The following is a 14,649-nucleotide window of genomic DNA, read 5'->3' as shown; positions in this document are numbered from 1 at the left end:
GTTCGTGGATCTCGTCGACGAACGGACGCTGCCGTCGCGCGCCATCGAACCCGCGGCCTACGAACCGAGGAACTCCCTCGCCGCCGCCGACATCGCGGTGACGCCGACCTCGATGGTGGGGTGGATCTCCGGCGCGAAGAACGGCGAGTGGTTCGTGGGGACGTCGGCCTCCTGGCGGCCGGCGGCGACGGCCTCGGCGAACTTCGCAGGGTCGTGGCCGCCCCAGAACCAGAACACCAGCGGAGCACCGGCGTCCCGCGCGAACCACGACACGTCCTCGCTGCCGGTGAACATGCCCGGGTCGATGACGGATGTCTCGCCGAGCGCGCGCTGCAGGGCTGCGGTCACCCTGGCCGTGGCGTCCTCGTCGTTGATCGTGGCAGGCAGCGTGTGGTCGGTGCGGATCTCGGGTTCGCGCTCCGCCCCCGATGCCGTGGCCTCGGCGCGGACGATGCGCTCGACGCTCGTGAGCACCTTCTCGCGCATCTCGTCGTTCGGGTAGCGCAGGCTGAGCTCGAGCTTCGCCTCGGCGGGGATGATGTTGTTCTTGAGCCCTGCGTGGATCGAGCCGACCGTGACGACGGCGACGCTCTGCGGGTCGATCTCGCGCGAGGTGATGGTCTGCAGGCGCATCACGGTCGCCGCGGCCATCACGACCGGGTCGATCGTGGCGTGCGGGCGGGAGCCGTGGCCGCCGCGTCCGTGCAGGGTCACGGTGAGTCCGTCCGATGCCGCCATCTGGGTGCCGCTGCGCACCCCGATGATGCCGGCGGGGAGCGGGGTGACGTGCTGGCCGAGCACGACGTCGGGCTTCGGGTAGCGGTCGAGGATGCCGTCGTCCAGCATCGCGCGTGCGCCGGCGCCGTACTCCTCGGCGGGCTGGATCAGCACGACCAGGGTGCCCGCCCACTCGGCGCGCTCGGCGACGAGCTTCTCGACCGCGCCGATCATGGCCGTGACGTGCATGTCGTGGCCGCACGCGTGCATGACGGGAACGGTCGTGCCTGCGGGGTCGACGCCCTTCGCGGTGCTCGCGTAGGACAGCCCGGTCTGCTCTTCGACCGGGAGTGCATCCATGTCGGCACGCACCCAGACGACGGGTCCTTCGCCGTTGCGCAGCACGCCGACGACGCCCGTGACGCCGACGCCCTCCTCGACCTCGAGTCCGAGGTCGCGCAGATGCTGGGCGGCGATGCCGGCGGTGCGCGTCTCCTGGAACGAGAGCTCAGGGTGCTGGTGCAGGTCGATGTACAGCGCTTCGAGATCGATCGTCATGGCCCGAGCCTAGTCCGCACGGTCACGACACCGCCTGGTCGAGAAGGTCAGGTGTGCACGTAGGTCTGCAGGGCGGGACCCGGATGCAGCACGGCGTTGACGATGGCCTGGATCGCGAACGCACTGGTCTCGCCGAGGTCGATCTCGTCGGGGTGCAGGAGCCACTGCAGCTGCAGTCCGTCCATGACGGCGAGGATCGCCGCTGCCGCCGACGCGATGGTGTCGGGATCGGACACGCCCTCCTGTGCGCACAGCTCATGGAACGCCGCGGTCACCTCGCGGCGGAGGGTCGTGTACCGCTCGGCGAAGAACGGCCGCGACGGATGCTCGTCGGTGACGGACTCGGCCGAGAGCACGGTGTACGCCTGCACGATGCCGGGGCGCTTCTCGTTGGTGAAGGCCGTGCGCACGAGGTGCAGGAACAGTTCAGGGCCGCCGGGGATGTGCTTCTGCGCCAGGCCGGCGACGTCGTCCTGGTCGCGGTACGCCAGCACCTCGAGCAGCAGTTTCTGCTTCGAGCCGAAGTGATGCAGCACCCCCGCGTGGGTGATGCCGACCTGCTCCGCGACGTCGGCCAGGGTGCCGTTCGTCGACCCCTTGTTGCCGAAGATCTCGATCGCCGCCTTGAGGATCTGCTCGCGTTTCGCGCGTGTCGCCGGGCGCACGCGTACCGTCTGGTCGCTGTCTGCCACTGCGGCTTCCTCTCCCTCGTCGAGCTGTGCTTGCGATCCAACTTACTCCTCGGTAACCTCACGGAAGCTTACTTTCTCGACAGTAAGCAAATCACGACCGTCGGAGGGCTCCCGTCCACCGATGACGCAGCACAAAGACCCGTGCCAAGGAGAAGCAATGAAGCTCAGGAAGTCTCTGATCGCCGTGACCGCGATCACCGCACTCGGCATCTCGGCCCTCGCCGGATGCTCCGCCGGGGGAGGGGACGACGACTCCGGCAGTGGCGCCGGCTCGGCCTCCCTCACCATCGCGAAGCCCGACGGCGCGATCACCACCGAGTCCAACAACCCGTACGTCGGCGACTCGTCCGCCTCGAAGTACGGGTACGGCAAGGTGATCTTCGAGACGCTCGCCCTCGTGAACCAGACCGGCGACCGCGGCGTCACGCCCTGGCTCGCCGAGAGCCTGGAGTGGAACGACGACTACACCGTCCTCACGGTCGTCCCGCGGAAGGATGTCACCTGGAGCGACGGCGAGCCGTTCACCGCCGACGACATCGTCTATTCGTACGAGCTCGCCTCCACGCCTGCCCTCGACACGGCCGGCCTCCAGCTCGACAGCGCCGCGGTCGAGGGCGACAGCGTCGTGCTGACGTTCGCCGCGTCGAAGTTCGTCAACCTGGCCCGCGCCCTGCACGTGCCCATCGTCCCGAAGCACATCTGGGAGAACCTCGACGACCCCGCCACCGACCCCGTCAAGGGCGACGACCTCGTCGGCACCGGCCCCTACGTCCTGTCGAACTGGTCGACCGAGTCGGTCACCCTCGAGGCCCGAGACGACTACTGGGGCGGCGACCTCGCGGTCCCCGAGCTGCACTACGTCTCCTACGGCGACAACACCGCCCTGACCACGGCGCTCGCGCAGGGCGAAGCCGACTGGGCGCAGGCGTTCATCCCGCAGATCCAGGAGCAGTTCCTCGACGCCGACCCCGAGCACAACAAGTTCTGGGCCGCTCCGACCACCGGCTCGGCGACGTTGTTCATGAACCTGCAGCAGAAGCCCTTCGACGACCCGGCCTTCCGTCAGGCGCTCGCCTGGGTCATCGACCGCGATGCCTACGTCGACATCGCCCGCGAAGGCGCCAGCGAGGCCGTCTGGTCGGTCACCGGACTCTCGTCGATCCTCGAGGACGAGATCCAGCCCGAGTTCAAGGGCGTGAACTACTCGGTCGACGCCGAGAAGGCCCGCGACCTGCTCGAGACGGCCGGCTACACCTGGAAGGACGACGCGCTGATCGACCCCGACGGCGCACCCGTCTCGTTCACGCTCTCGGTCCCCTCCGGATGGAGCGACTGGAACACCGCCCAGGAACTGATCGCCGAAGACGTGACCGATGCCATCGGCGCCGAGGTCAAGATCGACATGCCCGACTGGGGCGGCTGGGCGGACCCGCGCGACAACGGCACCTTCTCGGCGATCATCCACTGGCTGGAAGACAGCGGCACGGCCTACGGCCTCTACACGTCGACCATGGACCCCCGCTGGATCTCGGATGGCAAGGCCGGCTTCAACTTTGGTCGTTTCGAGGACCCGGAGGCGACGGCCGCGCTGAACACCTACGCGAACGCGTCATCCGACGAGGAGCGCACGGCCGCACTCGACACGCTGCAGACGATCTTCTCCGAGCAGGTGCCGGCCATCCCGCTGGGCGCGCACCCGCTGCTGGGCGAGTTCAACACGCGCAACTACGTGGGCTGGCCGTCGGAGGAGGACCCGTACGCGTCCGCCGACCCGACACAGCAGAACATCGTGCAGATCCTGACGAAGCTGACGCCTGCCGAGTAAGCACCCTCCTGCCGGGGGAGCCCGTGCCCGCAGCGGCATGAGCTCCCCTGAGCAGGTCGACGAAGGACACCCCATGCCAGATCCTCTGCTCAGCGTGCGCGACTTCTCGGTCGTGTATGACGTCGATCCGCCCGTCGAGGCGGTGAAGAACGTGACCCTCGAACTGCAGCGCGGCGAGATCCTCGGCCTCGCCGGGGAGAGCGGCTGCGGCAAGACCACGCTCGCCTACGGTGTGCAGCGCCTGCTCCGCGCCCCGGCCGTCATCACGGGCGGCAGCGTGACCTTCCACGACGTGACCGGCGTCGACGTCGACATCGACGCCCTCGACGCCGACGCGATGCAGCGCTTCCGCTGGGACAAGGTGTCGATGGTGTTCCAAGGGGCCATGAACGCCCTCAACCCGGTCGCGACGATCGGCTCCCAACTCGAGGACGTCTTCGAGATCCACCGACCCGACATGAACCGCAAGCAGCGTCGTGCCGAGGCCGAGGAGCTGCTCGAGATCGTGAAGGTCGGACGCCAGCGCATCCGCTCCTTCCCGCACGAGCTCTCCGGCGGCATGCGACAGCGCGTGATGATCGCGATGGCCCTCGCACTGCGTCCGCAGCTGATGGTGATGGACGAGCCGACCACGGCGCTCGATGTGCTCGTGCAGCGCGAGATCCTCTCGCAGATCTCGCAGCTGCGTCACGAGTTCGGCTTCTCGGTGATCTTCATCACCCACGACCTTCCGCTCCTGTTGGAGATCAGCGACCGGATCGCGATCATGCGCGAGGGCGAGATCATCGAGCTCGCGACAGCCGAACGGATCTGGACGCAGCCCGAGCACGAATACACGAAGACCCTGCTGTCGTCGTTCCCCCGCCTGACCGGGGAGAGAGGGGTGCTGGCGCGATGACCACGCTCGAATTCCGCCATGTCACGAAGGCCTACAACGTCCGCGGCGCCGGCCAGATCAAGGCCCTCGACGACGTGAGCTTCACCCTGACCTCCGGGCGCACGATCGGTCTGGTCGGCCAGTCCGGCAGCGGCAAGTCCACGATCGCGAAGATCCTGACGCAGCTGGAGACCCCGACCAGCGGTGAGGTGCTGCTCGACGGCAGGTCCATCCCCCGCCGAGGCAAGGGCCTGCGGGCCTACCGGCAGCAGTTGCGCATGGTGTTCCAGGACCCGTTCGCCTCGCTCAACCCGTACCACTCGATCCGCTACCACCTGGAGCGACCGATCCGCCTCGACGCCGTCGTGCCCAAGAAGGAGACCGAGGACGAGGTGCGACGACTGCTCGAGCGGGTGCGACTCGACGCGGATGCCGTGATCGACCGCCGTCCGCACGAGCTCTCCGGTGGCCAGCGGCAGCGTGTGGCCATCGCCCGTGCTCTGGCCTCGCGCCCCTCGCTCCTGGTCGCCGACGAGCCCGTGTCGATGCTCGACGTCTCGATCCGGCTCGGCGTGCTGAACCTGCTCGCCGACCTGCAGCGCGAGGAGGGACTCGGCGTGCTCTACATCACCCACGACCTGGCGACGGCCCGCCACTTCAGCGACGAGATCATGGTGCTCAACCAGGGCCGCGTCGTGGAGTACGGCACGGCTGACGACGTGATCCTGAACCCGCAGGACCCGTACACCCGAGAGCTGCGCGCCGCTTCTCCCGACCCCGAGAAGCACTTCGCCTCGGCGGCATCGAACGGAGGCGCCCTGTGAGCACGGCATTCCCCCAGCTCGACGACAACGACCTCGTCGCCCGCGACGCGCTCGAGGTCGGCACCACCGCGACCACAGCCGAGCGCGGCCGACGGCGCGTGCCGTGGCGGTTCTTCGCCGGACGCGCGGGCTTCTACCTTTTCACGCTGTGGGCGGCCATCACGATCAACTTCTTCCTGCCGCGGCTCATGAAGGGTGACGCGGTCAGCTCGTACCTCGCCCGCAACCGCAACGTGAGCCCAGAGGCGGCCGACGCACTGCGCATCCTGCTCGGCATCGACACCGACAAGTCCATCTGGCAGCAGTACCTGGAGTACTGGGCGATGCTGCTGCGCGGCGACCTCGGCATCTCGACCCTGCATGGCCTGCGCCCGGTCGCGGAGGTTCTCGCCGCCGCGCTGCCGTGGACGCTGGGTCTCGTCGGGATCGCGACCATCATCTCGTTCGCGATCGGCACGGTCGCCGGCGCCTTCGTGGGATGGAAGCGCGGCAGCAAGCTCGACGCGATCATCCCGGTGACGACGTTCTTCAACACGATCCCCTACTTCTGGCTCGGCCTGATCGCGATCGCGATCTTCTCCTCGACCCTCAAGTGGTTCCCGTCATCGCACGCCTACGACAAGGGGCAGTCCCCGGAATGGAGTCTCGACTTCATCGGCCAGGTGATCATGCACGGCACGCTGCCCGCCCTGACCATCGTGGTGGCCTCGCTCGGCGGGTGGGTGCTCGGCATGCGCAACATGATGCTGACCGTGCTCGACGACGACTACATCACGGTCGCGCAGGCCAAGGGCATGCCCAACAGGCGCGTGCTCTGGGGCTACGCCGCCCGCAACGCGGTGCTGCCGCAGATCCAGAGCTTTGCGCTGTCGATCGGCTTCATCGTCGGCGGCACGATCGTGATGGAGATGGTGTTCAGCTATCCGGGCGTCGGCAAGCTGCTGCTCGACGCGACCAACGCCAAGGACTTCGCCCTCATGCAGGGCGTCTTCCTCGTGATCACGCTGTCGGTGCTCGTGGCCAACATCCTCGCGGATGTCGTCTACGCCTACCTCGACCCGCGCACGCGCCAGATGGAGTCCTGACATGACCGTTCCCACCACCGCAGCGAGCACCGCACCCGACGGGTCGGCCGTCGTGTCGGGCATGCCCGAGACCGCGACTGTGCACACCGCCCCCACCGGAGCCCCGCCGCGCAAGACCTTCTGGTCGCAGCTCGCCCAGGCGTTCGCGATGTTCCGCAACCCCAAGTCGATCGCCGGGCTCATCATCCTCGGAGTCTTCGTCCTCATCGCGATCCTCGCCCCCTGGATCGCGCCGTACGGGCCCACCGAGAAGGACAGGACTGCGCTGCGCCAGCCGCCCTCCTGGGAACACTGGCTGGGCACCACACACATGGGGGAGGACGTGCTGAGCCAGATCATCTTCGGCACCCGCGGCGTGATCGTCGTCGGCTTCCTCGCCGCGTTCATCGCCACCATCATCGCGATCACGATCGGCGTGATCGCCGGATATGTGCGCGGGTGGAAGAGCGAGTCGCTGTCGGCGCTCACGAACGTGTTCCTGGTGATCCCCGGCATCCCGCTCATCATCATCATCGCCTCGCAGTTCGACAACCCGCCGCTGATCGTGATCGCCGCAGTGCTCGGGCTCACCGGGTGGGCGTGGGGTGCTCGCGTGCTGCGGGCTCAGACCATGTCGCTGCGCAACCGCGACTTCATCCAGGCGGCGCGGGCCAACGGCGAGCCGCTGCGCCGCATCATCACGGTCGAGATGCTGCCGAACCTCATGGCTCTCATCGCGTCGAGCTTCGTCGGCACCGTGACCGCCGCGATCTTCGGACTCACCACGCTGGCGTTCATCGGCGTGATCCCGGTGAGCAACCTGAACTGGGGCACGATCCTGTTCTGGGCGCAACAGAACGGCGCGTTCCCACGGCTGTGGTGGTGGTACGTGCCCGCCGGCCTGTGCATCGCGATCATCGGCGTCGCGCTGTCGCTCATCAACTTCGGCATCGACGAGTACGTCAACCCGCGACTGCGCTCGGCGGGTGAGTGGGCCAGAGCGATGAAGAAGAAGGGGCTGAACGTCAACGACGCGGTCACGGCCGTCCGCAGCGTGCCCCTGCCCGCGCCGTCCCCCGATCCCGTATCGTCGGCGACCTCGCTCGACTCCTCGACCTCTTCGGCCCCGAACACGAACCAGAACACGAAGTGATGACCTCTCAGACCCTCACCACGCAGCTTCCGTACCAGGACCCCGCTCTCTCGATCCCGGAACGCGTGGCCGACCTCCTCAGCCGCATGACGCTCGAGGAGAAGGTCGGGCAGATGCTCCAGCTCGACGCCCGCGACGACCTCGACGACCACATCGCCCGCCGTCACGCGGGGTCGATCCTGCACACCTCGCCAGAGCGCATCCTGCGCGCGAACGAGCTCACCGCGCAGACCCGCCTCCGTATCCCGCTGCTCGTGGGAGAGGACTGCATCCACGGACACTCGTTCTGGCCAGGAGCCACGATCTACCCCACGCAGCTGGGAATGGCGGCCTCGTGGGATGCGGGCCTCGTCGAACGCGTCGCCCGCGCCACGGCGGAAGAGGTCGCGGTGACCGGCATCCACTGGACGTTCTCGCCCGTGCTGTGCATCGCCCGCGACCTGCGCTGGGGCCGCATCGACGAGACGTTCGGTGAAGACCCGTTCCTGATCGGCGAGCTCGCCTCGGCGATGGTGCGCGGCTATCAGGGCGACGGCCTGGACGATCCGACCGCGATCCTGGCGACGGCCAAGCACTTCGCCGGATACTCCGAGACCCAGGGCGGGCGCGACGCGAGCGAGGCCGACATCTCCCGCCGCAAGCTGCGGTCGTGGTTCCTGCCGCCGTTCGAGCGCGTCGCCCGCGAGGGATGCCGCACGTTCATGCTCGGCTACCAGACCACCGACGGGGTGCCGATCACCACCAACGACTGGCTGCTCAGCGATGTGCTTCGGGGCGAGTGGGGCTACACGGGCACGCTCATCACCGACTGGGACAACGTCGGACGCATGGTGTGGGAGCAGCGGATCCAGCCCGACATCGCCCACGCGGCCGCGGCGGCGGTGCGGGCGGGCAACGACATGATCATGACCACGCCGAGCTTCTTCGAGGGCGCTCTCGACGCGGTCGCTGCGGGCATGCTCCACGAAGACGCGTTCGATGCCGCCGCCGCCCGCATCCTGACGCTCAAGTTCGAGCTCGGACTGTTCGAGAATCCCCGGCTGCCCGGGACCGAGCTCGCCGCGGTGGTGGGCAGTACCGCGCACGCGGAGCTGAACCTCGAGGTCGCGCGCCGCTCGCTCGTGCTGCTCGAGAACGACGGCGTGCTGCCGCTCGACCCGACGGGGCCCCTCAGGGTGCTCGTCGCCGGACCCCTCGCCGACGACGCGCAGACGCAGCTCGGCGACTGGGCGGGCGGCTCCGGTCAGGCAGGGTGGCTCGACGGTCAGCCCCGCGACATGATCACGACCGTGCTCGACGGGCTGCAGGCGATCGACGGCTGGACGGTGACGCACGCCAGGGGTGCCGACATCCTCACGCTCGAGGAGGATCCCCGCGGACGATTCTTCCCCGATCACCAGCCGCGCCCGCCGGTCGTGAAGCCGTGCGAGCCGGATGCGGCGCTGATCGCGGAGGCCGTGGCCGCCGCATCGGAATCGGACGTGGTCGTGGCGGTCGTGGGTGACCGGATCGAGCTCGTCGGCGAGGGGCGATCCACCGCGACGCTCGAGCTCATCGGCGGGCAGAACGCCCTGATCGACGCGCTCATCGCGACAGGGAAGCCCGTCGTGATCGTGCTGCTCGCCTCGAAGCCGCTCGTGCTCCCTCCCTCCGCGTCGAAGGCGGCCGCCGTGATCTGGGCGGCCAACCCCGGCATGCAGGGCGGCCGGGCGTTGGCCGACATCGTCTCCGGCGCGGCCGAGCCCTCAGGGCGTCTGCCGATCTCGTTCGCCCGCCACGTGGGTCAGCAGCCGACGTACTACAACCAGATCCGCGGTCAGCACGGCGACCGGTATGCCGACCTCACGCAGTCGCCTGCCTGGGCGTTCGGCGAGGGGCTGTCGTACACGACTGTGGAGTACGCCGACCTGACGCTCGAGGACACCGCACTCGGGGAGTCCGACACGATCGTCGGGCACATCACGGTGTCGAACACGGGCGCCCGGTCGGTGCGCGAGACCGTGCAGGTGTACGTGCGCGACTCGGTGACGAGCGTGAGCTGGACCGACAAGGAGCTCAAGACGTTCCGTCAGGTCGATCTCGCGCCGGGGGAGACCGCGCGCGTGCGAGTCGAGCTTCCGGTCGCGGAGTGCACGATCGTGGACGCGGCGGGTACACGCCTGGTCGAGCCCGGCATGTTCGAACTCCTGGTCGGTCCGAGCTCGCGCGACGATGTGCTCCTCTCCGCCGAGTTCGAGGTGATGTGACCGTCGGCCGGGGAGGACGTGACGCTGGATCGTTCTCTCAGTCCTGAAGGCGCTGGGGGCCGACGCCCTGGGTACCGAGAGCATCGTCGGGGTTGAGCAGGCCGCAGGCCTTCATCGACAGGCAGCCGCAGCCGATGCATCCGGTGAGTTCGCGCTCCAGGCGTTCGATGCCCTCGCGGCGCTTCTCCAGCTCGCGCTTCCACCGCCGCGAGGCCCGCTGCCAGTCGGCGTGACTCGGGGTCTCGGTCAGCGGCACGTCGGCGAAGGCCGTCTGCACGTCGGAGAGCGGGATGCCGAGGCGCTTGGCGACCGTGATGAGCGAGACGCGGCGCAGCATGTGCCGGGCATAGCGGCGCTGGTTGCCGGGCGTGCGAGTCGACGCGATGAGGCCCAGGGACTCGTAGAAGTGCAGGGCGGATGCCGCGACGCCGGTGCGCCTCGTCATCTCGCCGATCGACAGCGGTTCGTCGGGTGCGTGCGGACTCATCCGGTCGACCTTCCTCGATTTGACCTCAAGTATACTTGAGGTTTTACGGTGGAAACCGTGACCCGAACGAAGACCGACCGATGACCTACGTGATCGCCCTGCCGTGCGTCGATGTGAAGGACAAGGCCTGCATCGACGAGTGCCCCGTCGACTGCATCTACGAGGGCGAGCGCTCGCTGTACATCCACCCCGACGAGTGCGTGGACTGCGGCGCCTGCGAACCCGTGTGTCCCGTGGAGGCGATCTTCTACGAAGACGACCTGCCCGAGGAATGGCAGGACTACTACAAGGCGAACGTGGAGTTCTTCGACGAGATCGGCTCGCCCGGAGGGGCGGCCAAGACGGGGATGCTCTCGTTCGACCACCCGCTGGTCGCCGCGCTTCCCCCGCAGGAGGCGCACGCATGAGTCCGCGCCTCACGATCGTCTGCGTCACGCTCGACCATGCGCAGCCCGCGTCCGTGAAGGAGACCGTCCGATGACCGCCCATGCCCCAGAGCCCGTGCCGCACCCGGCCGCACCCGTCCCCACTCCCGTCGGCGAGGGGCTCAAGGCCGCGTTCCGCACCCACCCCGCCGGCGTGGCCATCATCACGGCGCAGACTCCGGCCGGCCCGGTCGGCCTCACCGCATCGAGCGTGTCATCCGTGGCGGTCGACCCCGCCGCGATCGTGTTCTCGGTGACGCGTGCCACCGGGAGTGCGGGGGCGCTCCTCGGCGCCGAGACCTTCCTCGTGCACCTGATCGACGACGAACACTCCGACCTCGCGCAGAGCTTCGCGGTCAGCGGCTCCGAGCGCTTCACGCCGGAACAGGGCTGGACGACACTGCCCACGGGAGAGCCGCACCTGCCCGAGGCGCGTGCGGCGCTGCGGTGCCGCTCGATCCAGAACGTCCCCGTCGGCTCCTCCACGGTCGTGATCGCCGAGGTGCTCGAGGTGCTGCCGGGGCGCGCCGCCCGTCCGCTGGTCTACCTCGACCGCCGTTTCCACGCCCTCCCGCACGACACCGCCCTCTGAACCCGCTCCACGAAAGGAACACCATGTCCGCGCTCTACACACTCCCCGAGCTGCCCTACGACTACGCGGCGCTCGAGCCGCACATCTCCGGCAAGATCATGGAGCTGCACCACTCCAAGCACCACCAGGCGTACGTCACCGGCGCGAACACCGCACTCGAACAGCTCGCCGCCGCCCGCGACGCCGGGGATCTCGCGAACGTGAACAAGCTCGAGAAGGACCTCGCCTTCAACCTCGGCGGCCACATCAACCACTCGGTGTTCTGGCAGAACATGTCGCCCGAGGGCGGTGGCGCTCCCGAGGGTGAGCTGGCGGCGGCGCTCGAGGACGCGTTCGGGTCGATCGATGCCTTCCGCGCACATTTCACCGCGACCGCCCTCGGCGTGCAGGGGTCGGGCTGGGCCGTGCTGGCGTGGGACAGCGTGGGCGCCCGGCCTGTGATCTTCCAGCTGTTCGACCAGCAGGGGAACGCGCCGCTCGGCGTCACCCCGCTGCTGCAGCTCGACGTCTGGGAGCACGCGTACTACCTCGACTACCTCAACGTGCGCGCCGACTACGTCAAGGCCTTCTGGAACCTCGTGAACTGGTCGGACGTGCAGCGCCGTTTCGAGACCGCCCGCACCGCGACACAGGGTCTGATCGTCGGATCCTGATCCCGCGGGGCGCACCGCGTCCGCCCAGGAATGCACTCGCGTAACCGTCTAGGGTGGAGGAAGGAGCGTCGGGAAGCCTGGTCGACATCATCGTTCGTCGACACCTCGGAGCTCCCATGACAGACGCCCGTCGTTCCTTCCCCGCCCGCGGCAGCTACCGCGAGGTCCGCCGCATCGGCACCCTCCTGCGCAAGGAGAGCGTCGGCGGCATACTTCTCGTGGTGATGGCCGCGCTCGCCCTCGTGTGGGCGAACTCCCCACTCGCGGAGAGCTATTTCGCGCTCCGGGACTTCGAGATCGGCTACGAGCCATGGCACCTCCGCCTCAGCCTCGGAGCCTGGGCCGCAGACGGACTGCTGGCGATCTTCTTCTTCCTCGTCGGTCTGGAGCTGAAGCGCGAGTTCGTGGTCGGCGATCTGCGCGACGTGCGAACCGCGATCGTGCCGGTGGCCGCGGCCGTCGGGGGCGTCGTGGTCCCCGCCCTGATCTACGTGCTCGTCATCGGGCCCGATCCCGAACTGCTGCGCGGATGGGCGGTTCCGACGGCGACCGACATCGCCTTCGCCGTCGCCGTCCTCGCGATCATCGGCTCGCATCTGCCCGCGCGCCTGCGTCTGTTCCTGCTGACGTTGGCGGTGGTGGACGATCTCATCGCGATCGGCATCATCGCGATCTTCTACACCGATGACCTGAACCCGATGCCGCTCCCCGCCGCGATCCTCGGCCTCGCCCTGTACGCGGCGCTCGCACAGATGCGGCAGGGGTTCTTCGCCCGCAACCGCTTCGCGGCCTGGCTGATCCTGCTCCCGATCGGCGTGGTCGTGTGGGCCTTCGTCCACGCATCGGGGATCCACGCGACCATCGCGGGCGTCGCCCTGGGCTTCATGATCCCGGTCCGTTCCGGGGAGACGGATGCCGACGGGATCGAGCGCCCCGGGCTCGCGGAGGAGTTCGAACACCGGTTCCGTCCGTTGTCCGCCGGGTTCGCGGTCCCCGTCTTCGCGTTCTTCGCGGCCGGCGTGGCCGTCGTCGGCGACGGCTTCGTGCAGACGGTCACGCACCCCGTGGCCATCGCGATCGTCTGCGGCCTGGTGCTCGGCAAGCCGATCGGGATCGTGGTCGCCACCTGGATCGCGACGAAGGCGACCCGCGCGAAGCTGGGTGGGGGACTCCGGTGGGTCGACCTGATCGGCGTCGGCATGCTCGCGGGCATCGGATTCACGGTGTCGCTGCTGGTCGCGGAGCTGAGCTTCCCCGCAGGACTCGAGCACGATGCCGCGAAGGTCGCCATCCTCATCGCCTCCGTGCTCGCCGCGGTCGCCGCATCGATCCTGCTGGGCGCGAGAAACCGGCGGTATCGGGCGATCGCCGCGCAGGAGTCCGTCGACGCCGACGGCGACGGCGTCCCGGATGTGTATCAGCGCGAGGAGTAGGCGGCACTCCGCTCAGATGAGCCGCGCCGTGGTGCCGCGCACGTTCAACTCGTACGGCAGCTCGGAGGGGATGTGCACCTCGTCCGGGGTGGCGAGCTTCGCCAGCACGGCATCCGCGGCCCGTTCGCCCTGGCCGAGCGGGAACTGGTCCACCGTGGTCAGGCGGAAGAACTCCCCGAGCTCGTGCCCGTCGATGCCGACGATCGACAGCTCCTCCGGCACGCTGAACCCGAGGTCGCGCGCGGCGAGCAGGGCTCCGATCGCCATCTCGTCGGATGCCGCGAACACCGCGGTCGGGCGGGGCCCAGGGCGTCCGAGCAGCTGCTTCGCCGCCCGGTACCCGCCCTCGACCGTGAAGTCCGCGGGCTCGAGGAACGCGTGGTTCAGGGGGATGCCGGCCGTCAGCAGGGCCTTCTCGAAGCCCAGGCGGCGGTTCGTGGGGATGTGGAAGTCGATGTCGAACTCGGGGTTCGCGCCGATGTGCGCGATGTCGGTGTGACCGAGACCGATGAGGTGCTCGGTGGCCAGTTGGGCGACTGCGACGTCGTCGACCGTGAGGGTGTCGAGCTTCGGGTTCGGGCCGCCGATCGCGATCACCGGAAGTCCGAGATCGAGCAGGTGCTGCGTCTCGTCCTCATCGAGCTCGATCGACACCGCGATCACGGCATCCACCCGCTGACGCCGCAGGAACGTGTCGAACACGTGTCGGCGCACGTCCTTGTCGGCGGTGATGTTGTACAGCGTGATGTCGTAGCCGGCGCGCATGAGCGCCGCCGAGACGCCCGAGAGCACCGTGCTGAAGAACCACCGGTCGAGGAACGGCACCACGACGCCGATGTTGCGCGTCCGACCGGAAGCCAGACTCGATGCGCGGGAGGACACGACGTAGCCGAGCGACTGCGCCGCGGCCTGCACCCGCTCCTTGGCGGACTCCGACACGTGTCCGCGGCCGCTGAGCGCGCGGGAGACGGTCGCGGTGGAGACCCCGGCGAGCCGGGCGACCTCATCGATGCTGGCCATGTGTTCCTCTGTGTGATCCGCTCCCGTCGCACTCCCTGTCGAGCCGTGCGGCTGAGATCGACGGAAAGTGCGACGGGGCGGGA

At 68.7% G+C, this 14,649-nt stretch carries 14 protein-coding genes; 10 read left to right on the top strand and 4 right to left on the bottom strand.

Going from position 1 to position 14,649, the window contains the following annotated elements; all coding sequences use genetic code 11:
• Positions 1-57 precede the first annotated feature (57 nt).
• Both AB0E56_RS00745 and AB0E56_RS00740 read right to left on the bottom strand, forming a co-directional pair.
• Positions 58-1,275, bottom strand: a complete 1,218-nt coding sequence (locus AB0E56_RS00745; RefSeq protein WP_359796203.1) for an amidohydrolase — start codon at positions 1,273-1,275, stop codon at positions 58-60.
• Positions 1,276-1,322: 47 nt separating this feature from the next.
• Complete coding sequence (locus AB0E56_RS00740; protein WP_359796202.1) at positions 1,323-1,967, bottom strand: TetR/AcrR family transcriptional regulator; 645 nt, start codon at positions 1,965-1,967, stop codon at positions 1,323-1,325.
• 157 nt (positions 1,968-2,124) lie between these two features.
• Here AB0E56_RS00740 and AB0E56_RS00735 point away from each other — a divergent pair, with 157 nt between their 5' ends.
• From AB0E56_RS00735 to AB0E56_RS00710, 6 genes are all read left to right on the top strand, one after another.
• Entirely contained in the window at positions 2,125-3,792 is a 1,668-nt protein-coding gene (locus AB0E56_RS00735) for an ABC transporter substrate-binding protein (protein WP_359796201.1), read from the top strand.
• Between the two features lie 73 nt (positions 3,793-3,865).
• Positions 3,866-4,690: an ABC transporter ATP-binding protein gene (locus tag AB0E56_RS00730; protein ID WP_359796200.1), complete on the top strand. Its 825-nt coding sequence runs from the start codon at positions 3,866-3,868 to the stop codon at positions 4,688-4,690.
• The gene (locus tag AB0E56_RS00725; protein ID WP_359796199.1) at positions 4,687-5,493 is read left to right on the top strand and encodes an ATP-binding cassette domain-containing protein; all 807 of its coding nucleotides are present in this window, start codon (positions 4,687-4,689) and stop codon (positions 5,491-5,493) included. The genes AB0E56_RS00730 and AB0E56_RS00725 overlap by 4 nt, the downstream gene beginning before the upstream one ends.
• Positions 5,490-6,578 (top strand): ABC transporter permease, encoded by a 1,089-nt coding sequence (locus tag AB0E56_RS00720; RefSeq protein WP_359796198.1) that lies wholly within the window; start codon positions 5,490-5,492, stop codon positions 6,576-6,578. Before AB0E56_RS00725 ends, AB0E56_RS00720 begins: the two co-directional genes overlap by 4 nt.
• A 1-nt stretch (position 6,579) precedes the next feature.
• Positions 6,580-7,710 (top strand): ABC transporter permease, encoded by a 1,131-nt coding sequence (locus tag AB0E56_RS00715; protein WP_359796197.1) that lies wholly within the window; start codon positions 6,580-6,582, stop codon positions 7,708-7,710.
• On the top strand, positions 7,710-9,956 hold the full coding sequence (locus AB0E56_RS00710) for a glycoside hydrolase family 3 N-terminal domain-containing protein (RefSeq protein ID WP_359796196.1): 2,247 nt from the start codon (positions 7,710-7,712) through the stop codon (positions 9,954-9,956). Before AB0E56_RS00715 ends, AB0E56_RS00710 begins: the two co-directional genes overlap by 1 nt.
• Positions 9,957-9,993: 37 nt before the next feature.
• Here the strand turns inward: AB0E56_RS00710 and soxR are convergent, their stop codons facing one another.
• Complete coding sequence (soxR, locus tag AB0E56_RS00705) at positions 9,994-10,443, bottom strand: redox-sensitive transcriptional activator SoxR (protein ID WP_359796195.1); 450 nt, start codon at positions 10,441-10,443, stop codon at positions 9,994-9,996.
• Positions 10,444-10,523: 80 nt separating this feature from the next.
• On the opposite strand from soxR, the gene fdxA reads away from it, so the two are divergent.
• The 4 genes from fdxA to nhaA all read left to right on the top strand — a co-directional run bounded on the left by fdxA (position 10,524) and on the right by nhaA (position 13,546).
• Positions 10,524-10,850 carry a ferredoxin gene (gene fdxA / locus AB0E56_RS00700; protein ID WP_359796194.1) on the top strand — a complete coding sequence of 109 codons (327 nt, stop codon included), beginning with the start codon at positions 10,524-10,526 and terminating at the stop codon, positions 10,848-10,850.
• A gap of 70 nt (positions 10,851-10,920) precedes the next feature.
• Positions 10,921-11,460: a flavin reductase family protein gene (locus tag AB0E56_RS00695; RefSeq protein ID WP_359796193.1), complete on the top strand. Its 540-nt coding sequence runs from the start codon at positions 10,921-10,923 to the stop codon at positions 11,458-11,460.
• Between the two features lie 23 nt (positions 11,461-11,483).
• Positions 11,484-12,113, top strand: a complete 630-nt coding sequence (locus AB0E56_RS00690; RefSeq protein ID WP_359796192.1) for a superoxide dismutase — start codon at positions 11,484-11,486, stop codon at positions 12,111-12,113.
• Between the two features lie 116 nt (positions 12,114-12,229).
• On the top strand, positions 12,230-13,546 hold the full coding sequence (gene nhaA / locus AB0E56_RS00685; RefSeq protein WP_359796191.1) for a Na+/H+ antiporter NhaA: 1,317 nt from the start codon (positions 12,230-12,232) through the stop codon (positions 13,544-13,546).
• A gap of 12 nt (positions 13,547-13,558) precedes the next feature.
• On the opposite strand, the gene AB0E56_RS00680 is transcribed toward nhaA, so the two are convergent.
• A complete protein-coding gene (locus tag AB0E56_RS00680) occupies positions 13,559-14,566 on the bottom strand; it encodes a LacI family DNA-binding transcriptional regulator (RefSeq protein ID WP_359796190.1) in 1,008 nt (335 codons plus the stop codon).
• Positions 14,567-14,649 lie beyond the last annotated feature (83 nt).

Origin of the sequence: Microbacterium sp. NPDC028030 (assembly GCF_040637855.1) — a bacterium.
GTDB lineage: Bacteria > Actinomycetota > Actinomycetes > Actinomycetales > Microbacteriaceae > Microbacterium.
Note: the sequence above shows the minus strand (reverse complement) of the source record. Positions and strands in the feature narration are given on the sequence as shown.

Bases quoted from the DNA above. Each gene is read 5' to 3' on its own strand.
- AB0E56_RS00745 (WP_359796203.1), bottom strand. From the start codon at position 1,275: ATGACGATCGATCTCGAAGCGCTGTACATCGACCTGCACCAGCACCCT.
- AB0E56_RS00735 (WP_359796201.1), top strand. From the start codon at position 2,125: ATGAAGCTCAGGAAGTCTCTGATCGCCGTGACCGCGATCACCGCACTC.
- AB0E56_RS00730 (WP_359796200.1), top strand. From the start codon at position 3,866: ATGCCAGATCCTCTGCTCAGCGTGCGCGACTTCTCGGTCGTGTATGAC.
- AB0E56_RS00725 (WP_359796199.1), top strand. From the start codon at position 4,687: ATGACCACGCTCGAATTCCGCCATGTCACGAAGGCCTACAACGTCCGC.
- AB0E56_RS00715 (WP_359796197.1), top strand. From the start codon at position 6,580: ATGACCGTTCCCACCACCGCAGCGAGCACCGCACCCGACGGGTCGGCC.
- AB0E56_RS00710 (WP_359796196.1), top strand. From the start codon at position 7,710: ATGACCTCTCAGACCCTCACCACGCAGCTTCCGTACCAGGACCCCGCT.
- soxR (WP_359796195.1), bottom strand. From the start codon at position 10,443: ATGAGTCCGCACGCACCCGACGAACCGCTGTCGATCGGCGAGATGACG.
- fdxA (WP_359796194.1), top strand. From the start codon at position 10,524: ATGACCTACGTGATCGCCCTGCCGTGCGTCGATGTGAAGGACAAGGCC.
- AB0E56_RS00695 (WP_359796193.1), top strand. From the start codon at position 10,921: ATGACCGCCCATGCCCCAGAGCCCGTGCCGCACCCGGCCGCACCCGTC.
- AB0E56_RS00690 (WP_359796192.1), top strand. From the start codon at position 11,484: ATGTCCGCGCTCTACACACTCCCCGAGCTGCCCTACGACTACGCGGCG.
- nhaA (WP_359796191.1), top strand. From the start codon at position 12,230: ATGACAGACGCCCGTCGTTCCTTCCCCGCCCGCGGCAGCTACCGCGAG.
- AB0E56_RS00680 (WP_359796190.1), bottom strand. From the start codon at position 14,566: ATGGCCAGCATCGATGAGGTCGCCCGGCTCGCCGGGGTCTCCACCGCG.